This window comes from Streptomyces sp. NPDC044061 (assembly GCF_056434305.1).
Window position 1 is genome coordinate 97,546 of the sequence record NZ_JBWKFL010000024.1, and the last position, 19,046, is coordinate 116,591.

Sequence of the window (19,046 nt, forward strand, 5' to 3'; positions counted from 1 at the left end):
GGCCAAACTCCGCCGGGCCTGCCGGCACTCCGCCGCGATCTCTGTACGTTGAACCGGCAACCGATCGCGAAGGAGTTTCACGGCACATGGCTACTCGGCTCGGACTCGGCCTCCCGCAGAATCGGCAGTACGACCTCGGCAGGGACGTGCCCGACGTGGCACGCACGGCCGAGACCATCGGATACGACAGTCTGTGGGTGTACGAGCGCGCCCTCTTCCCGGAGCCCGCCACCCAGGGCCTCTACGGCATCGAGGGGCTGCCCTGGCCCGACAGCTACCGCGGGGTCGCCGAGCCGCTGGTCACCCTCACCCTCGCGGCCGCCGTCACCGAACGCGTCCGGCTGGGCTCCAGCGTGCTGGTGGCGCCGCTGCACGTGCCCTTCCAGCTCGCCAAGGCCCTCGCCACGCTGGACGCGGCGAGCGGGGGGCGGGTGCTCGCCGGTTTCGGCACCGGCTGGTCCCACGACGAGTACGCGGCGGCGGGCGTACGCCCCTTCGAGGAGCGCGGCCGGGTACTGGACGAGCTGATCGACGTGTGCCGGGCGGTGTGGGGCCCGGACCCCGTGGTGCACGACGGCCGGGTCACCCGGATCGCCTCGGCCGCGGTCGGCCCCAAGCCCGCCCGCCCGATCCCGATCCTGCTGGCCGCGAGCGGCAAGCGGGCGCAGCGGCGCCTGGTCGACCACGCCGACGGCTGGCTGCCCGTGGGCATGGGCGTCGAGCAGATCGCCGCCCAGTGGGCCGAGCTGCAGGACCTGGCCGCCGAGCGGGGCCGCCAGCAGTCGATCCAGACCGTCCTGCGCACGAACGCGGTGTACTCGGCCAAGCCGTACGACGGCGACGACCGCCGGCCGTTCCAGGGCAGCGCCGAACAGATCGTCGAGGACCTGGTCAGGCACGCGGAACTGGGCCTGGACGAGATCCTGGTCGACCTGCAGACCACTGTGCGCGACGCCCAGGAACTCAAGGACGTCGCCGCGGAGGTCTACGAGAAGGCGCGGGCGGCCGGAGTCTGAGGCCGGCCGCCCGCGCCTCGGTCCCTGTCCCGGTCAGTCCTCGGGAAGCTCCACCGGCGCGATCTCGTCGTAGCGGTCGCCCGGGCCGGGGTTGGCCGGGTCGGTCGCGCCGCCGAGGTGGTGCATGACGCCCCAGACCGCGTTCAGCGCGGTCTGGATCGCGCCCTCGGCCCAGCCGGCCGTCCAGGAGATGTCGTCGCCGGCGAGGAAGATGCCCCGCTTGTCCTCGGGCAGCCGGTCCTGCATGAAGTGCGTGAACAGGCGCCGCTGGTAGCGGTAGTGGCCCGGCAGGTTGGCCTTGAACGCGCCCATGAAGTAGGGCTCGTTCTCCCAGGAGACGGTCACCGGGTTGCCGATGATGTGCTTCCGGATGTCGACCTTCGGGTAGATCTCGCCGAGTGACTTCAGCATGACCTCCATCCGCTCGTTCGCGGACAGCGGCAGCCACTTCAGGCTGTCGTCGCACCAGGTGTAGGACAGGCAGATCACGGCCGGCTTGTCCGGGCCGTCGTCCAGCAGGTAGGTGCCGCGGGTCATGCGGTCGGTGAGCGTCATCGACATGACGTCCCGGCCCGTCGGGTTTCCCCTGTCGTCGACGGCCTTGTCCAGCCAGAAAGGCCGGTCGACCGGGACGAAGAGCTTCGAGGACTCCATGTAGTGGGTGCGCTCGATCGCCGTCCAGTGGTCGATCGGGAACAGCGAGTCGTCGCAGGCGATCTTGGACAGCAGCATCCAGGACTGGGCGGTGAAGACGGCCGCCTGGAAGGTGCGGATGTCGCCGTTCGCGTCCGTCACGGTGATCTGGTTGCCCGCGGTGCGGTGCAGCCGGGTCACGGCAGGCTTGGGCTCGCCGTCCACGTGCAGGGTCTTCAGCGAGGTGCCGTACGGCCAGTGGACGATCTTCTCCGGCTCGCGCTCCCACAGGCGCAGCGGCAGCTGCTGGGAGCCGCCGACGATGCCGCGGTGGTGGTCGTCGGCCTCGGTGTAGACGACGCGCAGGATCTCCAGGATGGAGTTCGGGAAGTCGGTGTCCCAGCCGCCGGTGCCGAAGCCGACCTGGCCGAAGATCTCGCGGTGCCGGAAGGACTTGAAGGCCTCGGAGTCGCAGAGGAAGCCGTAGAAGGTCTGGTTGTCGAGCTTCTCGACGAGCTTCGCCCAGATCTCTCGGATGCGCGGGACGTCCCGCTCGCGCATCGCGCGGTTCATGTCGGAGAAGTCGGCGCCCTCTTCCAGGCACTTGTTCCAGGCGTCGGCGACGTCCCGGTACACCTGGGGCAGGTCGTCGATCGTCTCGGCGTAGTGCGACTCGCCCTTGAGGTCGACCACGGTGGAGGGGGTGGCCTCGGCGAGCGGGTTCGGGAAGGACCTGGTCTCCAGACCGACCATGTCGATGTAGTGCTGCAGGGCGGTGGAGGACGGCGGGAAGCGCATCGCGCCCAGCTCGCAGTTGAGCTCGTCGTCGCAGCCCTCGAAGCCGACGGTGCGCAGCCGGCCGCCGAGCTGGTCGGCCTCGTAGACGACGGGCTTGAGGCCCATCTTCATCAGCTCGTAGGCGGCCACGATGCCGGACAGACCGCCCCCGATGACCGCGACCTCGGTGCCGTGCTCGGTCGCCGGTATCTGGCCGAGACCCGCCGGGTGGGCGAGGAAGTCGTCGTATGCGTACGGGAAGTCCGGGCCGAACATGGTGATCGGCGGCTGCTGCTCGTCTGCGTGCTCGACGGCGTTGGGCACCGTGGACGTCATGGGGTACGGACTCCTTGCGCGGGGGTGGTTCGGGGGAAGGCGTTGAGGGGGGTCAGACCAGGGACCCGTACAGACCGGGGCGGCGGTCCTTCAGGTACGGGTTCGCCTCGCGGGAGGCGGCCAGGAAGGCCGGGTCGACATCGGCGATCACCAGCTCCTCGCCGCGGCCGGCACGGGTGCGGGCGATGCCGTCGGGTCCGGCGAGGGCGGAGAGTCCGAAGAACTCGAACTCGCCCTCCGGACCGACCCGGTTGACGTACGCGACGTACATCTGGTTCTCCCAGGCGCGCACCGGCACCATGGACTCGGCGACGAACTGGAACGGGTGCATGTTCGCCGTCGGCACGACGAGCAGGTCGGTGCCGGCCAGGGCGTGGGCGCGCGCGTTCTCCGGGAACTCGACGTCGTAGCAGATCATGATGCCGACGGTCAGGCCGCCCAGCCGGGCCTGGACGAGCGACTGCTCGCCCGGGGTGAAGTGGTCGCGCTCGGCGCAGCCGAAGAGGTGGGTCTTGCGGTAGTTCGCGAGCCGGGTGCCGTCGGCGGAGATCAGCTGGGCGGAGTTGTACACGGTCTCGCCGTCGCGCTCCGGGTAGCCGTAGGTGATCGCGATACCGTGCCGGGTGGCGGTCTCGGCGATCGCGTCGGCGGAGTCGCCGTCGGCGGGCTCGGCGAGGCGGGCGATGTCGTCGCCGATCGCGTACCCGGTCAGGAACATCTCCGGCGCGGCCAGCAGCGCGGCCCCCGCGGCGGCGGCGCGGCCCGCGGCCGCGTCGAGGACCTTGAGGTTCTCGGCGACGGAGCCGGGACGGCCGGAGCTCTGGAGCAGGGCGGTGCGCATGCGGGTCCTCACCGGAAAGGGACGATTCGGGGATTGCTTAGAAGGTACGGTCGGCGCGCTCGGCAGGACAAGAAGGAGCCGTTGCGCGCCGGTGCGCTGATCGTTGCGTGGGTCGGGGGTCGGACGGCGATTCGTTGCGCGGCCTCGCCGGCGGTTCCGCTCCTCCCTGGGACGCAGGTCACGGCTGGAGGTCCCCGCCGGACGGCGGAGGCGGGACGACGTCTGCGGGGGGATGTGCCGAAGGCGCGGCGCCGGAAGAGTGGTGTGCGTTCAGTTCACGCGCTTGACCTGCGGAAAGGACCGTCATGGAGCGTCGCACGAAGATCGCCGCCGTCACTCTGGCCACCGCCCTGCTGATCACCGCCGGGACGGCGGGCGCGGCGATGGCATCGGGGGCCGGGGCCCGGCACCCCCAGCGCGAGGCAGCCGCGCTCACCGGCACGGCCAAGCTGTACCGGTCGGCCGGGGACGACATCACCTTCTCCTTCGACGCGCATCTGAAGGACGACACCGACCCGCTGAAGGCCACCGGGACCTTCGAGTGGAGCCACTACCTGCACGGCAAGGGCGCCTGGGCCAAGGCCGAGGTGGACTGCCTGGTCACCGGCGGGAAGGTCGCCGTCGTCTCCGGTGTGATCACGGCCTCGGACCTGCCGGGAGCGAAGGGCAGGCGGGTCGGCGTCACGGTCCACGACCTCGGCCGGCACGACCGGCTGGGCTACAGCTGGGCCGGGGTCGGCAGCCCCACGGACACCAAGGACCTGCCCCCGTGCGTGTCGTCGGCGCCCTTCGAGAAGGTGAGGCAGGGCACCGGCGACTTCACGGTCGTGCCCTGGCGGCCGGCGCTGTGAGCCCTGCCTGCCCGGCGGCTACAGCTCCTTCAGCCGCCGCATGATCTCCCGCAGCAGCTCGGGGTCGGCTGCCGGGCCCGCGACCGCGAGGCGGCGGGGCTCGTCGATGCGGACCAGTCCGGCCTCGGCCAGGTCGCCGAGCAGGACGCGCAGGACGGTCAGCGGCAGGTCGGCGTCGGCCGCCAGCTCGACGGCGGGCCGCGGGCCGCGGCGGACCAGTTCGAGCAGACGGACGCGGGCATGGTCGAGGGCCGGTTCGGCCCCGCCGTCCGGCTCCAGCGCGGTGACCGGGGACATCAGGTCGATGGGGTGCCGTTCCGAGGGGCGGGTACGGCCCCGGGTCACGGTGTAGGGGCGCACCATCGACCCGGTCTCGTCCTCGTACCAGTGCTCGTCGCTCACCGCGGGGTCAGGAGGTCGAGCGGGTGGCGGCGTCCAGGTGGCGGCCGAGGCGGCGGACGAGCAGGGCCATCTCGTGGGCGAGCTGTCCGACGTCGGTGCGTGCCTCGCTGAGCACGGCGAGTCGGCTGCCGTGCCCGGCCGGGGTGATGAAGAGGTAGGCGTCCTCCAGCATGACCATGGTCTGCCGCACCTCTCCCGCCGCGAACCGCTCCCCCGCCGAGCGGGCCAGTCCGTGGAACCCGGAGCAGACGGCGGCCAGGTGCTCGATGTCCCGCCGGCGCATGCCGTCGGAGCTGCTCAGCGGGAGGCCGTCGGCGGTGAGCAGCACGGCCTGGCGGACGTGTTCGGTGCGGGCCACGAGGTCGTCGAGCAGCCAGCCGAGGTCCGTGCCGGGCGCCCCGGCGGGCGCTGCGGGGTTCTCGGGGTTCTGGTCGTCACCGTGCATCGTCGGTGTCCGTCCCTTCGTCGGCTCGGGTGGTCGCGTCGTCGGGCGCGGCGGTCGGGTCGCCGGCTTCTGCGGGCAGGCCCTTGCGGCCGCGGTCCAGGCCGCGCTGGAAGGCGCCGAAGATCGCCCGCATCTCGTCGGGGTCGATCTCGCGCCCGGGGGCGGCGGCACGGGGTGGCGGATCGTCGCGCAGCTCGTGGACGAGGGCGGCCTGGCGGGTGCGGGTGGGCAGGGCGGGAGTGGTCTCGGTTCGGGAGTGCGCGGCGGTGTCCCGCGGGGAAGGCCCGGGTGCGGTGGCCGGAGGGGGTGTGGACCGCCTCCGGGTGGGCAGTTCCAGCACCGGCGCCGCCGCCTCGACCGGCCTCGGCGGCTCCGCGGCCGGCTCCCGCCCGTCGGCCGCGGCGGCCGGCGCCCCCGCCGGCTCCACCTCGGCCAGCACCCCTTCGGGCAGCAGCACCACCGCGGTCGTCCCCCCGTACGGCGAGTCCCGCAGGCTCACCTCGACGCCGTGCCGGGCGGCGAGGCGGCCGACGACGTACAGGCCGAGCCGGTCGTGCCGGGTGGGGTCGAAGGCGTCGGGGTCGGTGAGGGTGCGGTGGGCCTGTGCGCGCTGCTCGGCGTCGAGGCCGAGGCCTCGGTCGTCGATCTCCAGGACGAAGCCGCTTCCCACCCGCCCCGGGCGCAGCGTGACCTGGGTGTGCGGCGGCGAGAACACCGTGGCGTTCTCCAGCAGCTCGGCGAGGAGATGCGCGACGTCGGCGACCGCGTCCGCCGCGACGCCGACCTCGGGCATCGGCGGGACCACCACGCGGGTGTAGTCCTCGATCTCGCTCACCGCGGAGGCGACGACGTCCGCGACCGGCACCGGCCTGCGCCAGCGGCGGCCGGGGGCCGCGCCGGAGAGGATGATCAGGCTCTCCGCGTGCCGGCGCATGCGGGTCGTCAGGTGGTCGATGCGGAACAGCTGGCGCAGCACCTCCGGGTCGTCGGTGCGCCGTTCCAGCGTGTCGACGAGCTTCAGCTGCCGGTGCACCAGGGCCTGGTTGCGGCGCGCGATGTTGAGCAGCACCGCGAACAGGCCCCGGCGCAGCATGGCCTGCCTGACGGCGGCCTCGACGGCGGCGAGCCGCGCGGTGTTGAAGGACCGGCCGACCTGTCCGATCTCGTCGTCCCTGACCTCGTCGGCGGCGAGCGGCGGCGCCTCGGCGAGTGCGTCCACCTCCGCACCGGCGCTCAACCTCCGCATGACGTCCGGTAGTTGCCGGGTGCTGAGCACGTCGGCGGCGTCCCGCAGGGTCTCCAGCCTGCGCGAGATGCGCCGCGCGCCGCGCACCGCGAGCCACAGGGACAGCGCGACGGCGGCCAGCCCGACCGCACCGACGACGGCGGCCTTGGTCAGCTCGTGGTAGGCGAAGGCACGACCGCGCGCCGCGGAGTTCTCGGCGGAGCGGGTGCACAGCTGCATGTAGCGCTTGACGGCCCGGTCGGTGGTGGACCGCCAGGTGTCCGCCGCGACGGCCTCCCCGGCCCGCCCGGCGCCGGCCCGCAGCAGCGCGTCCTCGCCCCGCACCAGCGAGCGGTGCAGGTTCCCGCGCTGGAACTCCTCGAACAGCCCGCGCGAGTCGGCGGGCAGGTCCGGCACGTACGTGCGCTCGAAGACGCGCCGGTCCTCGATGGTCGCGGTCAGGGTGTCGTACTGCCGGTCGGTCAGGGTTCCGGCCGCCCGCGCCCCGGCGACCAGGGCGTCCTCGCGGGACACGAACTCCCGTACCCGCACCAGCTCGATGACGACCTGGGCCTCGCGGGCGAGCTGCCCGGCCTGGAGCGCGGTGAGGGTGGACTGCACGTCGAAGCCGGGCTCGACCAGCGCGCTGTACTCGTCGACCGCCCGGTCCCAGGTGATGTCCCGCGACAGCACGCGGTCGCGCAGGCCGTCCAGCTTCCCGGTGGCCGCGACCACGGCGTCCAGGGCCTGCCGCTGCCGGTCCGTGAGCCGGCCGCCGTCCCCGCCCCGGACCGCCTGCCGCATGGCGTCGACGGCCCGGTCGGTGCGGCGCTGTTGTTCGAGCAGGTGGCCGGCGGCGGCCGTGTCGAGGCGGGCGCCCAGGTAGGCGGCGGACATCCGGCGCTCGATCTGGATCTGCCCGATCGCGGTGTCCACGGGGGTGCCGAAGTCCTCGTACACCCCCTGGAGCCTGATCAGCGCGCGCAGTTCGGCCGTGACCGACACCATGGCGAAGCTCCACAGGGCCATCAGGGCGACGGCCGGGGCGAGGGCGAGCGCCACGATCCGGGCGCGGACGGTGGTGGGACGGCCGACGGGCCAGCGCATGGGATACCTGCCGGTGTTACCAGTCAGTAGAAAGTTCGGCACAACCTACGGGATCGTCACCTGTTACCGCAATGGTGACCTGCGGTAACCCGGGGTCACTTCCGGGGCGTCGCCTACCCGGACGCCGCCTTCACGGGCAGCCCGAAAGTCGTCACGACCGCCGCGTGGTCCGAGGGCCAGTCGTTGCCCGCCACGTCGGGCCACGGGCGCGGGGTGCCGGTGACCAGGGTCCGCGCGTCCCGAACGGTCAGGCCCCGGTGCAGGACGTAGTCGATCCGGTCCTGCGGTTCGGGCCGCCCGCTGCCGTCCTCGTGGACGGGGTGGATCGGGGACCAGGTGTGTCCGGGCTCGGCCGCCGGGTCGGGGTGGGCCTCGCGGAAGGAGTCGGCGAAGCCCGCCTCCTCGGCGGCCTTCGTGACCGGCCACTCCACGTCCGGCCAGTCCAGGTGGGAGGGACAGTTGAAGTCGCCGACGAGGACGACCGGGACGCCTCCGGGCGCCGACTCGGCGATCCGCCGCAGGGCGTCCCGCATCTGCCCGAGCCGTACGTCCTCGTGGGCGATCAGCTCCGGCGCGTCGAGCCCGTCGAAGGCGGACTCGTAGGGGCCGTACGGCGTGTAGTGCAGATGCGCCGTCCACACGTCCACCTCGTGGCCGGGCGCGACCTGGATCCGGACGCCGGCGGCGCCGTAGAAGCCGACCTCGGGATCGCCGAAGCGTGCGGTGATCGGGTGGCGGCTGATGACGCCGAGGTTCTCCCCGGCCCGGTGATGGTGCCAGCCGAGCGCGTCCGCCAGTTCCCGCGCGGCGGTGCCGGCGGTCTCCTGGAGCCCGACGACGTCCGCGCCGCTCTCCAGAATCACCTTGAGCTGCTTGGCGCGATGGTCGTCGATCCTGTCGCCGCCGAGCCACAGGTTCCAGCTCATCACGCGCAGTTCGGGCGTCACCATCCGCCGCAGCTCCTCCGGGGTGACGCCGACGAGGCTGTCGCGCACGGTCCGTCCGGGTGCCGCGCCGATCGGCGCGAGGGACGGCACGGCGAGGACGGCACACCCGGCGGCCTCGGCGGAGGCCACACCGGTCTCGGTGTCCTCGACGGCCACACAGGCGGCGGGATCGACACCGAGGGCCCGGCAGGCGGCGAGGTAGGGGTCGGGGGCCGGCTTGGTGCGGGCGGTGTCGTCGGCGGTGACGGAGACCGCGAACCGTCCGGCGCCGAGGGCGTCCAGCACCACGTCGGCGACCGCACGCGGGGACGCGGTGACCAGGGCGGTGGGGACGCCGGCGGCGGCCAGCGCGTCCAGCAGGGCCGGCGCGCCGGGGCGGGGCACGATCCCGGTGCGGACGCGGGCGGCGAACTCCCGGTGCAGCTCGGCCGCGAGCTCGGTGCCGTCGCGGCCGGTGGCGGCGGCGAGCCACGCGGCGGTGTGCTCGACGGGCCGGCCGAGCACCTCCGGCTGGTCGGCCTCGGTCAGCGGCCGTCCGGCGATCTGCTCGACCGCCTCCCACCACAGTCGCTCGGTGTCGACGAGTGTGCCGTCCATGTCGAACAGCACGGCGTGGGGCGGGAGTACGGGGGTGTGGGGGGTCACGTTGTCGTCGTTCCTCACTTCTGGATGCGTTCGGCCACCAGCACCGGCCGCTCGGGCAGCGACACCTCGGCGGCCGTTCCGGCGCCGAGTCCGGCGGCCTCGTGGACGGGCAGGTCGGCCTTGACCTCGGTGCCGTCGGCGAGCCGCACGGTGACCCGGACGACGGCGCCCAGGAAGGCGGTGGCGACGACCCGGGCGTCGCCCTGCTCGTCGGCCCGCACGCTGACCGCCTCGGGCCGCACGAGTACGTCCACCTCGCCGTTCGGCGCCTCCCCCTCGGCGGGCAGCCGCTGCCCGAGCACCTCGACCGTTCCGTCCTTCAGCTCCCCCGGGATCCGGCTCATCGTGCCGACGAACTCGGCGACGAAGGCGGTGGCAGGGCGGCCGTACAGCTCGGCGGGCTCGGCGCACTGCTCGAGCCGGCCGGCGCGCATGACGGCGACCCGGTCGGCGACCGACAGGGCCTCCTCCTGGTCGTGGGTGACGAAGAGGGTGGTGATGCCGAGTTCCTGCTGGAGTCTGCGGATCTCCTCGCGCAGGGTCAGGCGCACCTTGGCGTCGAGTGCGGACAGCGGCTCGTCGAGCAGCAGCACGCGTGGGCGCAGGGCGAGGGCGCGGGCGAGCGCGATGCGCTGCTGCTGACCGCCGGAGAGCTGGTGCGGGTACCGCTCACCCTTGTCGCCGAGGCCGACCAGTTCCAGCAACTCGGCCGCGCGGGACCGCCGTTCGGCCGTGCGCACCTTGCGCATGCGCAGCCCGAAGGCCACGTTGTCCACGGCGTTCAGGTGCGGGAAGAGGCTGTACGACTGGAAGACCATCCCGGCGTCGCGGCGGTGGGCCGGGACGTGGGTGACGTCCTCGCCGTCCACCAGCACCGCGCCGGAGTCCGGGTGTTCGAACCCGGCGAGCATGCGCAGCGCGGTGGTCTTGCCGCAGCCGGACGGGCCGAGCAGGGCCAGGAACTCCCCCGGGCGGACGGTCAGGTCGAGCCCGTCGAGGGCGACGGTGGCCCCGAACTCCCTTCTCAGTCCCCGGAATTCGACAGTGGCGGCCTTCTCTGCGGTGGCCTTCTCAAGCGTGGTGACGGTCATGTTCATCCCCGGGAGGAAGCGGTTCGGGTACGTCCGCCGGCGCCGGCGAGCGCGAGGAGCAGGGCCCACGTGACGAGCAGGCTGAGCACGGACACGGCGACGGACATCTGGGCCTGCGAGCCGCCGACGTTGTAGATCCACACGGCGAAGGGCTGGTAGCCGAGCAGCTGGGCGACGGTGAACTCGCCGAGCACCAGGGCCAGCGTGAGGAAGGCCGCGTTCAGCAGCGCCCCGCGCAGGTTCGGCAGCACGGCCCGCACCAGGGCCTGCGGCCAGGAGGCGCCGCAGCTGCGGGCGGCCTCGACGAGGGTGCGCACGTCGATGGCGCGCAGGCCCGCGTCCAGGGCGCGGTAGACGAACGGCAGTGCCATGACGACGTAGGCGAGGACCAGCACGACCGGGAAGCTCGGGTTCTGGATCGCCACGAACGTCTGGAACAACGGGGTCCGGGACAGGTGGTCCGGCCCCCACTTCAGCACGCTCACCATGCCCGCGACGAACGCGATCGGCGGCACCACCAGCGGCAGCGAGCACACCACCTCCACCACCGGCCGCAACCGGGGCGCGCCGAGCCGCAGCGCGACCACGGCGGGCACCATCAGCAGCAGGACGACCACGATGGTGGCCACGGCCAGCTCCAGCGAGAGCAGCAGGCTGGAGACGAAGCCGTCGGCGGACAGGATCCGGGTGTAGGCGTCGAGGGTGACACCGTGGCCGGGCACGTCGACGGTGAAGACCACGGACGCGGCCAGCGGCACCAGGAAGTACAGCGCGGCCAGGCCGAGGACGGCCCAGCGCCAGGGGGTCAGGCGTCGAGCCATCGGGCGCTCCGTCGTTGCAGGGGCAGGTACACGGCCATCACCAGGCCCGCCACCAGCACCATGTCGAGGCTGAGGGCGAGGGCGACGTTCTCCTGGCCGACCAGCACGTTGCCGGACAGGGCGTCGGCGATCTGGAGGGTGACCAGCGGTACCGCGCTGCCGACCATCGCGGCGGCGGTGGCGTAGGCGGCGAAGGCGCTGCCGAACAGGAGCACGAGCCCGCCGAGCAGGGAGGGCGCGAGGACGGGCAGGGCCACGTGCCGCCAGTACTGCACACCGGTGGCGCCGTTGTTGAGCGCGGCCTCCCGCCACTGCACGCGCAGGCCGTCCAGGGCCGGGGTGATGGTGAGGACCATCAGCGGGATCAGGAAGTACAGGTAGACCAGGACCAGGCCCCAGAAGCTGTAGAGGTCCCAGCCGTGGTCCTTCAGACCCAGGTGCAGGGTCAGCACGCCGGCGTTGCCGAGGGTGGCGACGAAGGCGAAGGCCAGCGGGACCCCGCCGAAGTTGGCGAGCACGCCGGAGGCGGTCAGCACGGCCTCGCGCAGCGCGCGGGAGCGGGAGCTGACCACGGCCTGTGCGAGCGGCAGTCCGAGCAGGGCGCCGAGCGCCGCGGAGACGGCCGAGAGCTTGACGCTGCCGACGAGCGCGGTGAGGTACGGGCCCTGCAGCGAGGTGGTCAGGTTCCCACCGGTGTACGAAGTGGCGCCGGTCGTCGGGTTCTTGACCGTGAAGGCGCCGTCCAGGATGGCGAGGGCGGGCAGCCCGAAGGCGATCGCCGTGAACACCAGCAGCGGCAGTACCGCGAGCCAGCCGGGGGCGCGGCGCCGCCGCTTCGCCGAAGCGACGGGCGCCACGTCCGCACGCGTGAGGGCGGCGGTCATCCGGAGACGGCCTTGCCCCAGCCCTGAGCGAGGGCCGTCTTGGCCTTGCTCTGCTGGGCCTCGGTCGGGAAGGACGGCGTGCCGGTGACCTTCGGGAGCTTGGCGGCGGCAGTCTTGTCGAGGGTGCCGGCCTTGTCCATCGCGGTCATCAGGGCCGGGCGGGCGTAGCCCTTGAGCCACAGGTTCTGGCCCTCGGCGCTGTACAGGTACTCCTGCCAGAGGCGGGCGGCCGCCGGGTGCGCAGCGCCCTTGTTGATGGCCTGGGAGTAGTACTGGGCGTACTGGCCGTCGCCCGGGATCGCGACCTTCCAGTCGACGCCCTTGGACTTGAACTCGTCGGCGTACCCGGCGTTCAGGTAGTCCCAGTCGATGGAGATCGGCGTCTCGCCCTTCTCGACGGTCGCCGGGGTGGACTCGACGGGCGTGTAGTTGCCGTTCTTCTTCAGCTTGGCGAAGAAGTCGAGGCCGGGCTGGATGTCGTCGAACGAGCCGCCGTTCGCGAGCGCGGCCGCGTAGACGCCGCCGAAGGCGGAACCGGACTTGGTGGGGTTGCCGTTGAGGGCGACCTGGCCCTTGTACTGCGGCTTGAGGAGGTCCTTGAAGCTGGTCGGGCAGGACTTCACGCGCTTGGCGTCGCAGCCGATGGAGATGTAGCCGCCGTAGTCGTTGTACCAGCGGGCCTGCGGGTCCTTCTGGCCCTCGGGGATGTCGGCGTAGGAGGCCACCTTGTAGGGCGCGAGCAGGCCCTGCTGGGCGGCGCTGAGCGCGAAGGAGCTGCCCAGGTCGAGGACGTCCGGCGCGCGGTCCTGGCCCTTCCTGGAGGTGACGGCGTTGATCTCGTCCTGGCTGGAGCCGTCGGGGCTCTCGTCCTCGATCTTGATGCCGTACTTCTTCTTGAAGCCGTCGATGATCGCGCCGTAGTTGGCCCAGTCGCGGGGCACCGCGATGATGTGCAGCGTGCCCTCCTTCTTCGCCGCCTTGACCAGGGCGTCGAGACCGCCGAAGTCGGCGGCCGAGGTGGCGGTGGCGGCGTTCTTGCCGTCCTTCGTGGTGGTGGACGCGTTGTCGGGGGCGGCGCCACAGGCGCTCAGCGCGAGCGCGGCGACGACGGCGAGGGAGCCGCCGAGGACGGCGTTTCTCGGCAGGGACACGGTCACGGTCTCTCCAGGGGTGCGCACGAGGGTTGAGGCGGTGCGTTTGCGGAACTGCGGAGAACTTGTCTGAACAAGTTGGCTCACAGTACGCCCGCCGCAGGTGTCCTGTCCGTAAACCGATGCGAAACTTTGAACGCTTGTTGTCTGCACAATCCAGACCGCTGCAGATCACACTCAGGTCTCGATTAGGCTGGTCACGCTGTGCACAGCGACCTACGCAGAGGGGAAGCATGACCGCGCGACACGAGGAGATCGCCGACGAACTGCGGCGCGCGATCGACCGCGAGGAGTACACGGTCGGCAGCCGGCTGCCCTCGGAGTCGGAGCTCGCGGCGCACTACGGCGTCTCGCGCGGCACGGTCCGCCAGGCCGTCGCCGCCCTCACCTCCGAGGGTCTGATCGGCTCCCGCCAGGGCGCCCGGCGTGTGGTGCTCGCCAGCCGCCGCAGCCAGACCTTCGAGGAGTTGCGCAGCTTCGCCCAGTGGGCGCGGGCCATGGGCCGCGAGGCCACCGGGCACGTGGTGGCGCAGGAGTACCGAGCGGCCACGCAGGAGGACGCCGTGCGCCTCCAACTGACCTCCGGGACACGCGTGTTGCACGTCCTGCGGATACGCGGTCTGGACGGCGAGCCGGTGCTGCTGGAGCGGACGGTGTACGCGGACTGGATCGCCACGGCGGTCGAGGCGATCGAGCCCGACTGCCCCTCGGTGACCCAACGCCTCTACGACGACACGGGCCTGGTCTTCGCCTACGGGGAGCACGTCATCGACGCGGTCGCGGCGGGCGCGCAGGACGCCGAGCTGCTGGGTGTCCGCCGCACGAGTCCCCTGCTGCGGGTGCGCCGGGTGACCACGACGCGCGAAGGGCGCCCGGTGGAGTGGTCCGACGACCGCTACCGCTCGGACGCGGTGAGCTTCAGCGTGCACAACTCGATCGGGAACAACGCGCTGGCCCGCAAGACGGCGGGGTAGGGCTCGGGGGCACTGTCGGGTGCTGGGTGCGGGTGCGTGGCGGTTCCCCGCGCCCCCTTCAGGCCCGCTGGACCGCGGCATCCTCAGGGGCACGGGGAGCCGGGCGACCAGCCACGGAGCACCCCCACCCGGCCACGGTCGATCCACCCCGGGGCGGAACCGCCCCTACCCCGGCGCCCCGGAGGAGAAGCGCCGCAACAACGGCGAGAGCACCAGCACCGACTTGGTCCGCTCCACGAACGGCTCCCCGGCGATCCGCTCCAGGACCCGTTCGAAGTGCCGCATGTCGGAGGCGAAGACCTGCACGATCGCGTCCGCGTCACCGGTGACGGTCGACGCGGCCACGACCTCCTGGTAGCGCTCCAGACCCTGTTGGATGGTCTCCGGCGAGGTGTTGCTCCGGCAGTAGATCTCGACGAACCCCTCGGTCTCCCAGCCGAGCGCGGCCGGGTCCACCCGGACGGTGAATCCGGTGATGGCTCCGGTGGCCCGCAGCCGGTCCACGCGCCGCTTGACCGCGGGGGCGGACAGACCGACGAGCTGCCCGATGTCCGCGTAGGAGCGGCGGGCGTCCTCGGCGAGGGCGTGCACGATGCGTTCGTCGAGATCGTTCAGCACAGGGGGTTGTTCACTTCTTCGGTCCGGTCACTTCTCTGCCGCCACCGCGACGTCCTCAGCGGTCGCGAGACGGGAACGGCGATAGCCGTACACGAAGTAGAACACGAGCCCGACGGCCATCCAGACACCGAACACGACCCAGGTGACGGTGGACAGGCTGCCCATCATCCACACGCAGAAGGCGAAGCCCAGCGCCGGCAGCACCGGCGACAGCGGGACGCGGAAGGTGCGCTTCATGGTCGGGCGGGTCCGGCGCAGCACCACGACGGCCACGTTGACCAGAGCGAAGGCGAACAGCGTGCCGATGCTGGTGGCGTCGGCCAGCTGACCCAGCGGGATCGCGGCGGCGAGGACACCGCAGAACAGGGAGACGATCACCGTGTTGGCGCGCGGGGCGCCGGTCTTCGGGTGGACCTTGGCGAAGATCTTGGGCACCAGGCCGTCGCGGGACATGGCGAAGAGGATGCGGGTCTGGCCGTAGAGCACGGTCAGGACCACGCTCGCGATGGCGATGACGGCACAGAAGGCCAGCAGGGTGCCCCAGAAGCTCTGCCCGGTGACGTCCGTCATGATCTGGGCGAGCGCCGCCTCGGAGTCGTTGAACTTCCGCCACGGCTTGGCGCCGACCGCGACGGCGGCGACCAGAACGTACAGGGCCGTCACGATGACCAGGGACAGCATGATGGCGCGGGGCAGGTCGCGCTGGGCGTCCTTGGCCTCCTCACCGGCGGTGGAGGCGGCGTCGAAGCCGATGTAGGAGAAGAACAGCGTGGCACCGGCCGCGCTGACACCCGCCATGCCGAGCGGCATGAAGTGGGAGTAGTTGCCGGACTTGAAGCCCATGAAGCCGATGGCGCAGAACAGCACCAGCGCGGCGATCTTCACGCACACCATGATGGTGTTGGCCCGCGCGGACTCCTTGGCGCCGCCCATCAGGAACGCCATCGCGAGGAGCACGACGATCAGGGCGGGCAGGTTGAAGACGCCGCCGTCGACGCCGGGCGGGTTGGCCAGGGCGGCGGGGATGGTGACGCCGATGGTGCCGTCCAGCAGCTCGTTCAGGTACTCGCCCCAGCCGACGGCCACGGCGGCGACCGAGACGCCGTACTCCAGCAGCAGACACCAGCCGCAGACCCAGGCGACCAGTTCGCCCATGGTTGCGTATGCGTACGAGTACGAGGACCCGGAGACCGGGATGGTGCCCGCCAGCTCGGCGTAGGAAAGGGCCGAGAACAGCGCGGTGAGACCGGCGATCACGAAGGACAGCGTGACGGCCGGGCCCGCCTTCGGGACGGCCTCCCCGAGGACGACGAAGATGCCGGTGCCGAGGGTGGCACCGATGCTGATCATGGTCAGCTGCCACAGCCCGAGGGACCGCCGAAGCTGCCCTCCCTCACCCTGGCCGCCCTCCGCGACCAGGCGTTCCACGGGCTTGCGGCGCATGAGGCGCGCGGCGACGCCCGGGGACGCGGGGGCGGCCGTTCTCTCGTTGTGCGGGGGTGCGCCTTGATCGAGCACGCGCTGGCTCCTTATCGCTGCCGGTCGGATGGGGTCGGGTCCGGCATGGCCGCCGGCCCTCGGGGCGGGGACCGGGGGAAGCCCGCGAGGGCAGGAACCCGCCGAGCGGAGTCCCCGCCACGCCACGTACAGCGCAGCACCCTACGGGGGTGGGCTTAACGGGCGTAATGCAGCAACCTTGCGCATCCCCGCATGATCATTGCGTTCATCGGACCGGAATGCCAAATCGTTGCGCGCGGGCTGTCGAGCGTTGCACGGCGGCCGCACGGGCCCTGCCGCACGCCCGCTGGAAGCCCGGGTGCGCCGACGGCCCCCGTTGTTCCCGGGAACGGGAGCAACGGGGGCTATGCGGAAGGGACTTGAGGGTCAGCTCCAGCTGGCGTGCAGCGGCTTGCCCTCGGCGTAGCCGGCGGCGCTCTGGATGCCGACGATCGCCTTCTCGGCGAACTCCTCGAGGGAACCGGCGCCGGCGTAGGTGCAGGAGGAGCGGACGCCCGCGATGATCGAGTCGATCAGGTCCTCGACGCCCGGGCGGGCCGGGTCGAGGAACATGCGGGAGGTGGAGATGCCCTCCTCGAACAGCGCCTTGCGGGCCCGGTCGTACCCCGACTCGTCCGAGGTGCGGTTGGCCACGGCACGCGCGGACGCCATGCCGAAGGACTCCTTGTAGAGGCGGCCGTTGGCGTCCTGCTGGAGGTCGCCCGGGGACTCGTAGGTGCCCGCGAACCAGGAGCCGACCATCACGTTGGACGCGCCGGCCGCGAGGGCCATGGCCACGTCGCGCGGGTGACGGACACCGCCGTCGGCCCATACGTGCTTGCCGTACTTCCTCGCCTCGGCGGCGCACTCCAGGACGGCCGAGAACTGCGGCCGGCCCACGCCGGTCATCATGCGGGTGGTACACATGGCGCCGGGGCCGACACCGACCTTGATGATGTCCGCACCGGCGTCGATCAGGTCCTTCACGCCCTCGGCGGAGACGATGTTGCCCGCGGCGATCGGCACCCGCGGGTCGAGCGCGCGCACCACCTTGATGGCGCTGATCATCGACTCCTGGTGGCCGTGCGCGGTGTCGATGACGAGCGTGTCCACACCCGCGTCGAGCAGTTGCTTGGCCTTGCCCGCCACATCGCCGTTGATGCCGACGGCGGCGGCGACGCGCAGCTTGCCCCGCGCGTCCACGGCCGGGGTGTACAGCGTGGCGCGGAGCGCGCCCTTGCGGGTCAGGATGCCGGCGAGCTTGCCGTCCTTGTCCACGGCGGGGGCGTAGCGGCGGTTGTGCGTGTCCAGGGTGTTGAAGGCCTCGCGCGGGTCGATGTCCGCGTCGAGCAGCAGCAGGTCCTTGGACATGACCACTTCGAGCTGGGTGAAGCGGTCGACACCGCTGAGGTCCGCGTCGGTGACCACGCCGACGGGGCGGTGGTCCTCGTCGACGACCACGCCGGCGTTGTGGGCCCGCTTGGGCAGCAGCGCGAGGGCGTCGGCGACGGTCTGGTGCGGGGCCAGCACGATCGGGGTGTCCAGCACCAGGTGGCGGCTCTTGACCCAGGAGACGACGTCGGTGACCACGTCGATCGGGATGTCCTGCGGGATGACCACCAGGCCGCCGCGGCGAGCCATCGTCTCGGCCATGCGGCGGCCGGCGATGGCGGTCATGTTGGCGACGACGAGCGGGATGGTGGTGCCCGTGCCGTCCGGCGAGCTGAGGTCCACGCCCTGACGCGAGCCCACCGCGGAGCGGCTCGGCACCATGAACACGTCGTCGTACGTCAGGTCGTACGCGGGCTGGATGTCATTGAGGAAACGCACGTGCTGCACATCCCAGTCGATCAGAGGTGACCCCCCGACGGGTGCGCCAGGGGAAAAGAGCACGTACTTCATTGTCCCATGACGGGGGCCCGGTCACGTCCCCACAGAACCTCCAGCGCCGCCGGAGAGCACGTTGGAGGATCCTCCGAGGGCCAGGACGACGTCGAGCGCGGGGGTGCGGTCCGCCGCCTCCGCGAACACGTCCTGCGCGGTCCGCCACTCCTCCGGCTCCGCCTCCGCGTACGGCCGCCAGCCCCGTACGACGACCAGCAGTCCCTGCTCGACGGCGGCCTCGGGCCAGACCGTGTGGTCGGAGAGGGAGTCCACCAGCGCGTCCCAGTTGCGGCCGAACCAGTCGGGCAGGGCCAGGGCCCGGGCGGCACGGTCCATCAGGCCCGCCTTGTCCGTGACACCCCCGAGGTCGAGGGTGACCACGAGCCGGCCCACCAGGTCTTCGCTCATCTCAGCACCGCCCGGAACGATTTGTAGTGATCATCGGTGTAGTAGATCTCCGCGCCCTGTCCGGTGACGACGCGCCGCGCTCCGCGGTCCTGCGAGCCCGGGGTCCGCACGGTGTACTCGTGGTAGTAGCCGCGCTGGTGCCGGGGCAGCAGCCCCTCGAGGTTCCCGAAGACGACGCCGTCCCTGGCGTACGGGAAGGGGCCGCCTCTGTCGATCAGGGCGAGGGTCTGCCGGGCCTCGGCCGGGAGCTGTGACTCCTGGACGGTGGCCATGCCCCGGGCCCAGGCCGGCGTGGACGCGCCCGAAGCCGTCGCGCTGCCCGTGCCCGGCGAGCATCCCGTCAGCAGGACGGCGAGACAGACCAGCAGACCCGCGAGCGCGCGGGCGACCCGCGGGACGGGGCGGGGGACGAACCGCAGCAGCATGCCACCGATGCTGTCACGGCCGTCCCGTGACCCCCTCGCCACGACCCGCCGTCAGGGGCGTCAGTGCC

Annotated in this window: 18 protein-coding genes; 3 read left to right on the top strand and 15 right to left on the bottom strand. The window is 72.1% G+C overall.

Going from position 1 to position 19,046, the window contains the following annotated elements; all coding sequences use genetic code 11:
• The first annotated feature begins 86 nt into the window (after window positions 1-86).
• Entirely contained in the window at window positions 87-1,016 is a 930-nt protein-coding gene (locus tag AC07CM_RS32975) for an LLM class F420-dependent oxidoreductase (protein ID WP_478880135.1), read from the top strand.
• A 33-nt stretch (window positions 1,017-1,049) separates the two neighbouring features.
• Here AC07CM_RS32975 and AC07CM_RS32980 read toward each other — a convergent pair whose 3' ends face one another.
• Together AC07CM_RS32980 and AC07CM_RS32985 are read right to left on the bottom strand one after the other, a co-directional pair.
• On the bottom strand, window positions 1,050-2,762 hold the full coding sequence (locus AC07CM_RS32980) for a flavin monoamine oxidase family protein (protein ID WP_478880136.1): 1,713 nt from the start codon (window positions 2,760-2,762) through the stop codon (window positions 1,050-1,052).
• 52 nt (window positions 2,763-2,814) lie between these two features.
• On the bottom strand, window positions 2,815-3,603 hold the full coding sequence (locus AC07CM_RS32985) for a carbon-nitrogen hydrolase family protein (RefSeq protein ID WP_478880137.1): 789 nt from the start codon (window positions 3,601-3,603) through the stop codon (window positions 2,815-2,817).
• Between the two features lie 305 nt (window positions 3,604-3,908).
• On the opposite strand from AC07CM_RS32985, the gene AC07CM_RS32990 reads away from it, so the two are divergent.
• Complete coding sequence (locus tag AC07CM_RS32990; protein ID WP_478880138.1) at window positions 3,909-4,454, top strand: Repetin; 546 nt, start codon at window positions 3,909-3,911, stop codon at window positions 4,452-4,454.
• An 18-nt stretch (window positions 4,455-4,472) separates the two neighbouring features.
• Here the strand turns inward: AC07CM_RS32990 and AC07CM_RS32995 are convergent, their stop codons facing one another.
• From AC07CM_RS32995 to AC07CM_RS33030, 8 genes are all read right to left on the bottom strand, one after another.
• On the bottom strand, window positions 4,473-4,856 hold the full coding sequence (locus tag AC07CM_RS32995; protein ID WP_478880139.1) for a DUF742 domain-containing protein: 384 nt from the start codon (window positions 4,854-4,856) through the stop codon (window positions 4,473-4,475).
• A 7-nt stretch (window positions 4,857-4,863) separates the two neighbouring features.
• Entirely contained in the window at window positions 4,864-5,301 is a 438-nt protein-coding gene (locus AC07CM_RS33000) for a roadblock/LC7 domain-containing protein (protein ID WP_478880140.1), read from the bottom strand.
• Window positions 5,291-7,633 carry a sensor histidine kinase gene (locus AC07CM_RS33005; protein WP_478880141.1) on the bottom strand — a complete coding sequence of 781 codons (2,343 nt, stop codon included), beginning with the start codon at window positions 7,631-7,633 and terminating at the stop codon, window positions 5,291-5,293. The genes AC07CM_RS33000 and AC07CM_RS33005 overlap by 11 nt, the downstream gene beginning before the upstream one ends.
• A gap of 113 nt (window positions 7,634-7,746) precedes the next feature.
• On the bottom strand, window positions 7,747-9,225 hold the full coding sequence (locus AC07CM_RS33010; RefSeq protein WP_478880142.1) for an HAD-IA family hydrolase: 1,479 nt from the start codon (window positions 9,223-9,225) through the stop codon (window positions 7,747-7,749).
• A 14-nt stretch (window positions 9,226-9,239) separates the two neighbouring features.
• A complete protein-coding gene (locus AC07CM_RS33015) occupies window positions 9,240-10,316 on the bottom strand; it encodes an ABC transporter ATP-binding protein (RefSeq protein WP_478880143.1) in 1,077 nt (358 codons plus the stop codon).
• A gap of 2 nt (window positions 10,317-10,318) precedes the next feature.
• A complete protein-coding gene (locus AC07CM_RS33020; protein WP_478880144.1) occupies window positions 10,319-11,137 on the bottom strand; it encodes an ABC transporter permease in 819 nt (272 codons plus the stop codon).
• Entirely contained in the window at window positions 11,122-12,021 is a 900-nt protein-coding gene (locus tag AC07CM_RS33025) for an ABC transporter permease (RefSeq protein WP_478880145.1), read from the bottom strand. The genes AC07CM_RS33020 and AC07CM_RS33025 overlap by 16 nt, the downstream gene beginning before the upstream one ends.
• Complete coding sequence (locus AC07CM_RS33030) at window positions 12,018-13,178, bottom strand: ABC transporter substrate-binding protein (RefSeq protein WP_478880146.1); 1,161 nt, start codon at window positions 13,176-13,178, stop codon at window positions 12,018-12,020. Before AC07CM_RS33030 ends, AC07CM_RS33025 begins: the two co-directional genes overlap by 4 nt.
• A 227-nt stretch (window positions 13,179-13,405) precedes the next feature.
• Here AC07CM_RS33030 and AC07CM_RS33035 point away from each other — a divergent pair, with 227 nt between their 5' ends.
• Entirely contained in the window at window positions 13,406-14,146 is a 741-nt protein-coding gene (locus AC07CM_RS33035) for a GntR family transcriptional regulator (protein ID WP_478880147.1), read from the top strand.
• Window positions 14,147-14,311: 165 nt separating this feature from the next.
• On the opposite strand, the gene AC07CM_RS33040 is transcribed toward AC07CM_RS33035, so the two are convergent.
• The 5 genes from AC07CM_RS33040 to AC07CM_RS33060 all read right to left on the bottom strand — a co-directional run bounded on the left by AC07CM_RS33040 (window position 14,312) and on the right by AC07CM_RS33060 (window position 18,978).
• The gene (locus AC07CM_RS33040; RefSeq protein ID WP_478880148.1) at window positions 14,312-14,764 is read right to left on the bottom strand and encodes an Lrp/AsnC family transcriptional regulator; all 453 of its coding nucleotides are present in this window, start codon (window positions 14,762-14,764) and stop codon (window positions 14,312-14,314) included.
• 27 nt (window positions 14,765-14,791) lie between these two features.
• Window positions 14,792-16,282, bottom strand: a complete 1,491-nt coding sequence (locus AC07CM_RS33045) for an amino acid permease (protein ID WP_478880149.1) — start codon at window positions 16,280-16,282, stop codon at window positions 14,792-14,794.
• A 366-nt stretch (window positions 16,283-16,648) separates the two neighbouring features.
• Entirely contained in the window at window positions 16,649-18,091 is a 1,443-nt protein-coding gene (locus AC07CM_RS33050; protein ID WP_478880150.1) for a GuaB1 family IMP dehydrogenase-related protein, read from the bottom strand.
• A gap of 93 nt (window positions 18,092-18,184) precedes the next feature.
• A complete protein-coding gene (locus tag AC07CM_RS33055) occupies window positions 18,185-18,553 on the bottom strand; it encodes a barstar family protein (RefSeq protein WP_478880151.1) in 369 nt (122 codons plus the stop codon).
• On the bottom strand, window positions 18,550-18,978 hold the full coding sequence (locus AC07CM_RS33060) for a guanyl-specific ribonuclease (protein WP_478880152.1): 429 nt from the start codon (window positions 18,976-18,978) through the stop codon (window positions 18,550-18,552). Before AC07CM_RS33060 ends, AC07CM_RS33055 begins: the two co-directional genes overlap by 4 nt.
• Window positions 18,979-19,046 lie beyond the last annotated feature (68 nt).

Bases quoted from the DNA above. Each gene is read 5' to 3' on its own strand.
- AC07CM_RS33035 (WP_478880147.1), top strand. From the start codon at position 13,406: ATGACCGCGCGACACGAGGAGATCGCCGACGAACTGCGGCGCGCGATC.
- AC07CM_RS33055 (WP_478880151.1), bottom strand. From the start codon at position 18,553: ATGAGCGAAGACCTGGTGGGCCGGCTCGTGGTCACCCTCGACCTCGGG.
- AC07CM_RS33015 (WP_478880143.1), bottom strand. From the start codon at position 10,316: ATGACCGTCACCACGCTTGAGAAGGCCACCGCAGAGAAGGCCGCCACT.
- AC07CM_RS33060 (WP_478880152.1), bottom strand. From the start codon at position 18,978: ATGCTGCTGCGGTTCGTCCCCCGCCCCGTCCCGCGGGTCGCCCGCGCG.
- AC07CM_RS33025 (WP_478880145.1), bottom strand. From the start codon at position 12,021: ATGACCGCCGCCCTCACGCGTGCGGACGTGGCGCCCGTCGCTTCGGCG.
- AC07CM_RS32975 (WP_478880135.1), top strand. From the start codon at position 87: ATGGCTACTCGGCTCGGACTCGGCCTCCCGCAGAATCGGCAGTACGAC.
- AC07CM_RS33020 (WP_478880144.1), bottom strand. From the start codon at position 11,137: ATGGCTCGACGCCTGACCCCCTGGCGCTGGGCCGTCCTCGGCCTGGCC.
- AC07CM_RS33000 (WP_478880140.1), bottom strand. From the start codon at position 5,301: ATGCACGGTGACGACCAGAACCCCGAGAACCCCGCAGCGCCCGCCGGG.
- AC07CM_RS32990 (WP_478880138.1), top strand. From the start codon at position 3,909: ATGGAGCGTCGCACGAAGATCGCCGCCGTCACTCTGGCCACCGCCCTG.
- AC07CM_RS32980 (WP_478880136.1), bottom strand. From the start codon at position 2,762: ATGACGTCCACGGTGCCCAACGCCGTCGAGCACGCAGACGAGCAGCAG.
- AC07CM_RS33005 (WP_478880141.1), bottom strand. From the start codon at position 7,633: ATGCGCTGGCCCGTCGGCCGTCCCACCACCGTCCGCGCCCGGATCGTG.
- AC07CM_RS32985 (WP_478880137.1), bottom strand. From the start codon at position 3,603: ATGCGCACCGCCCTGCTCCAGAGCTCCGGCCGTCCCGGCTCCGTCGCC.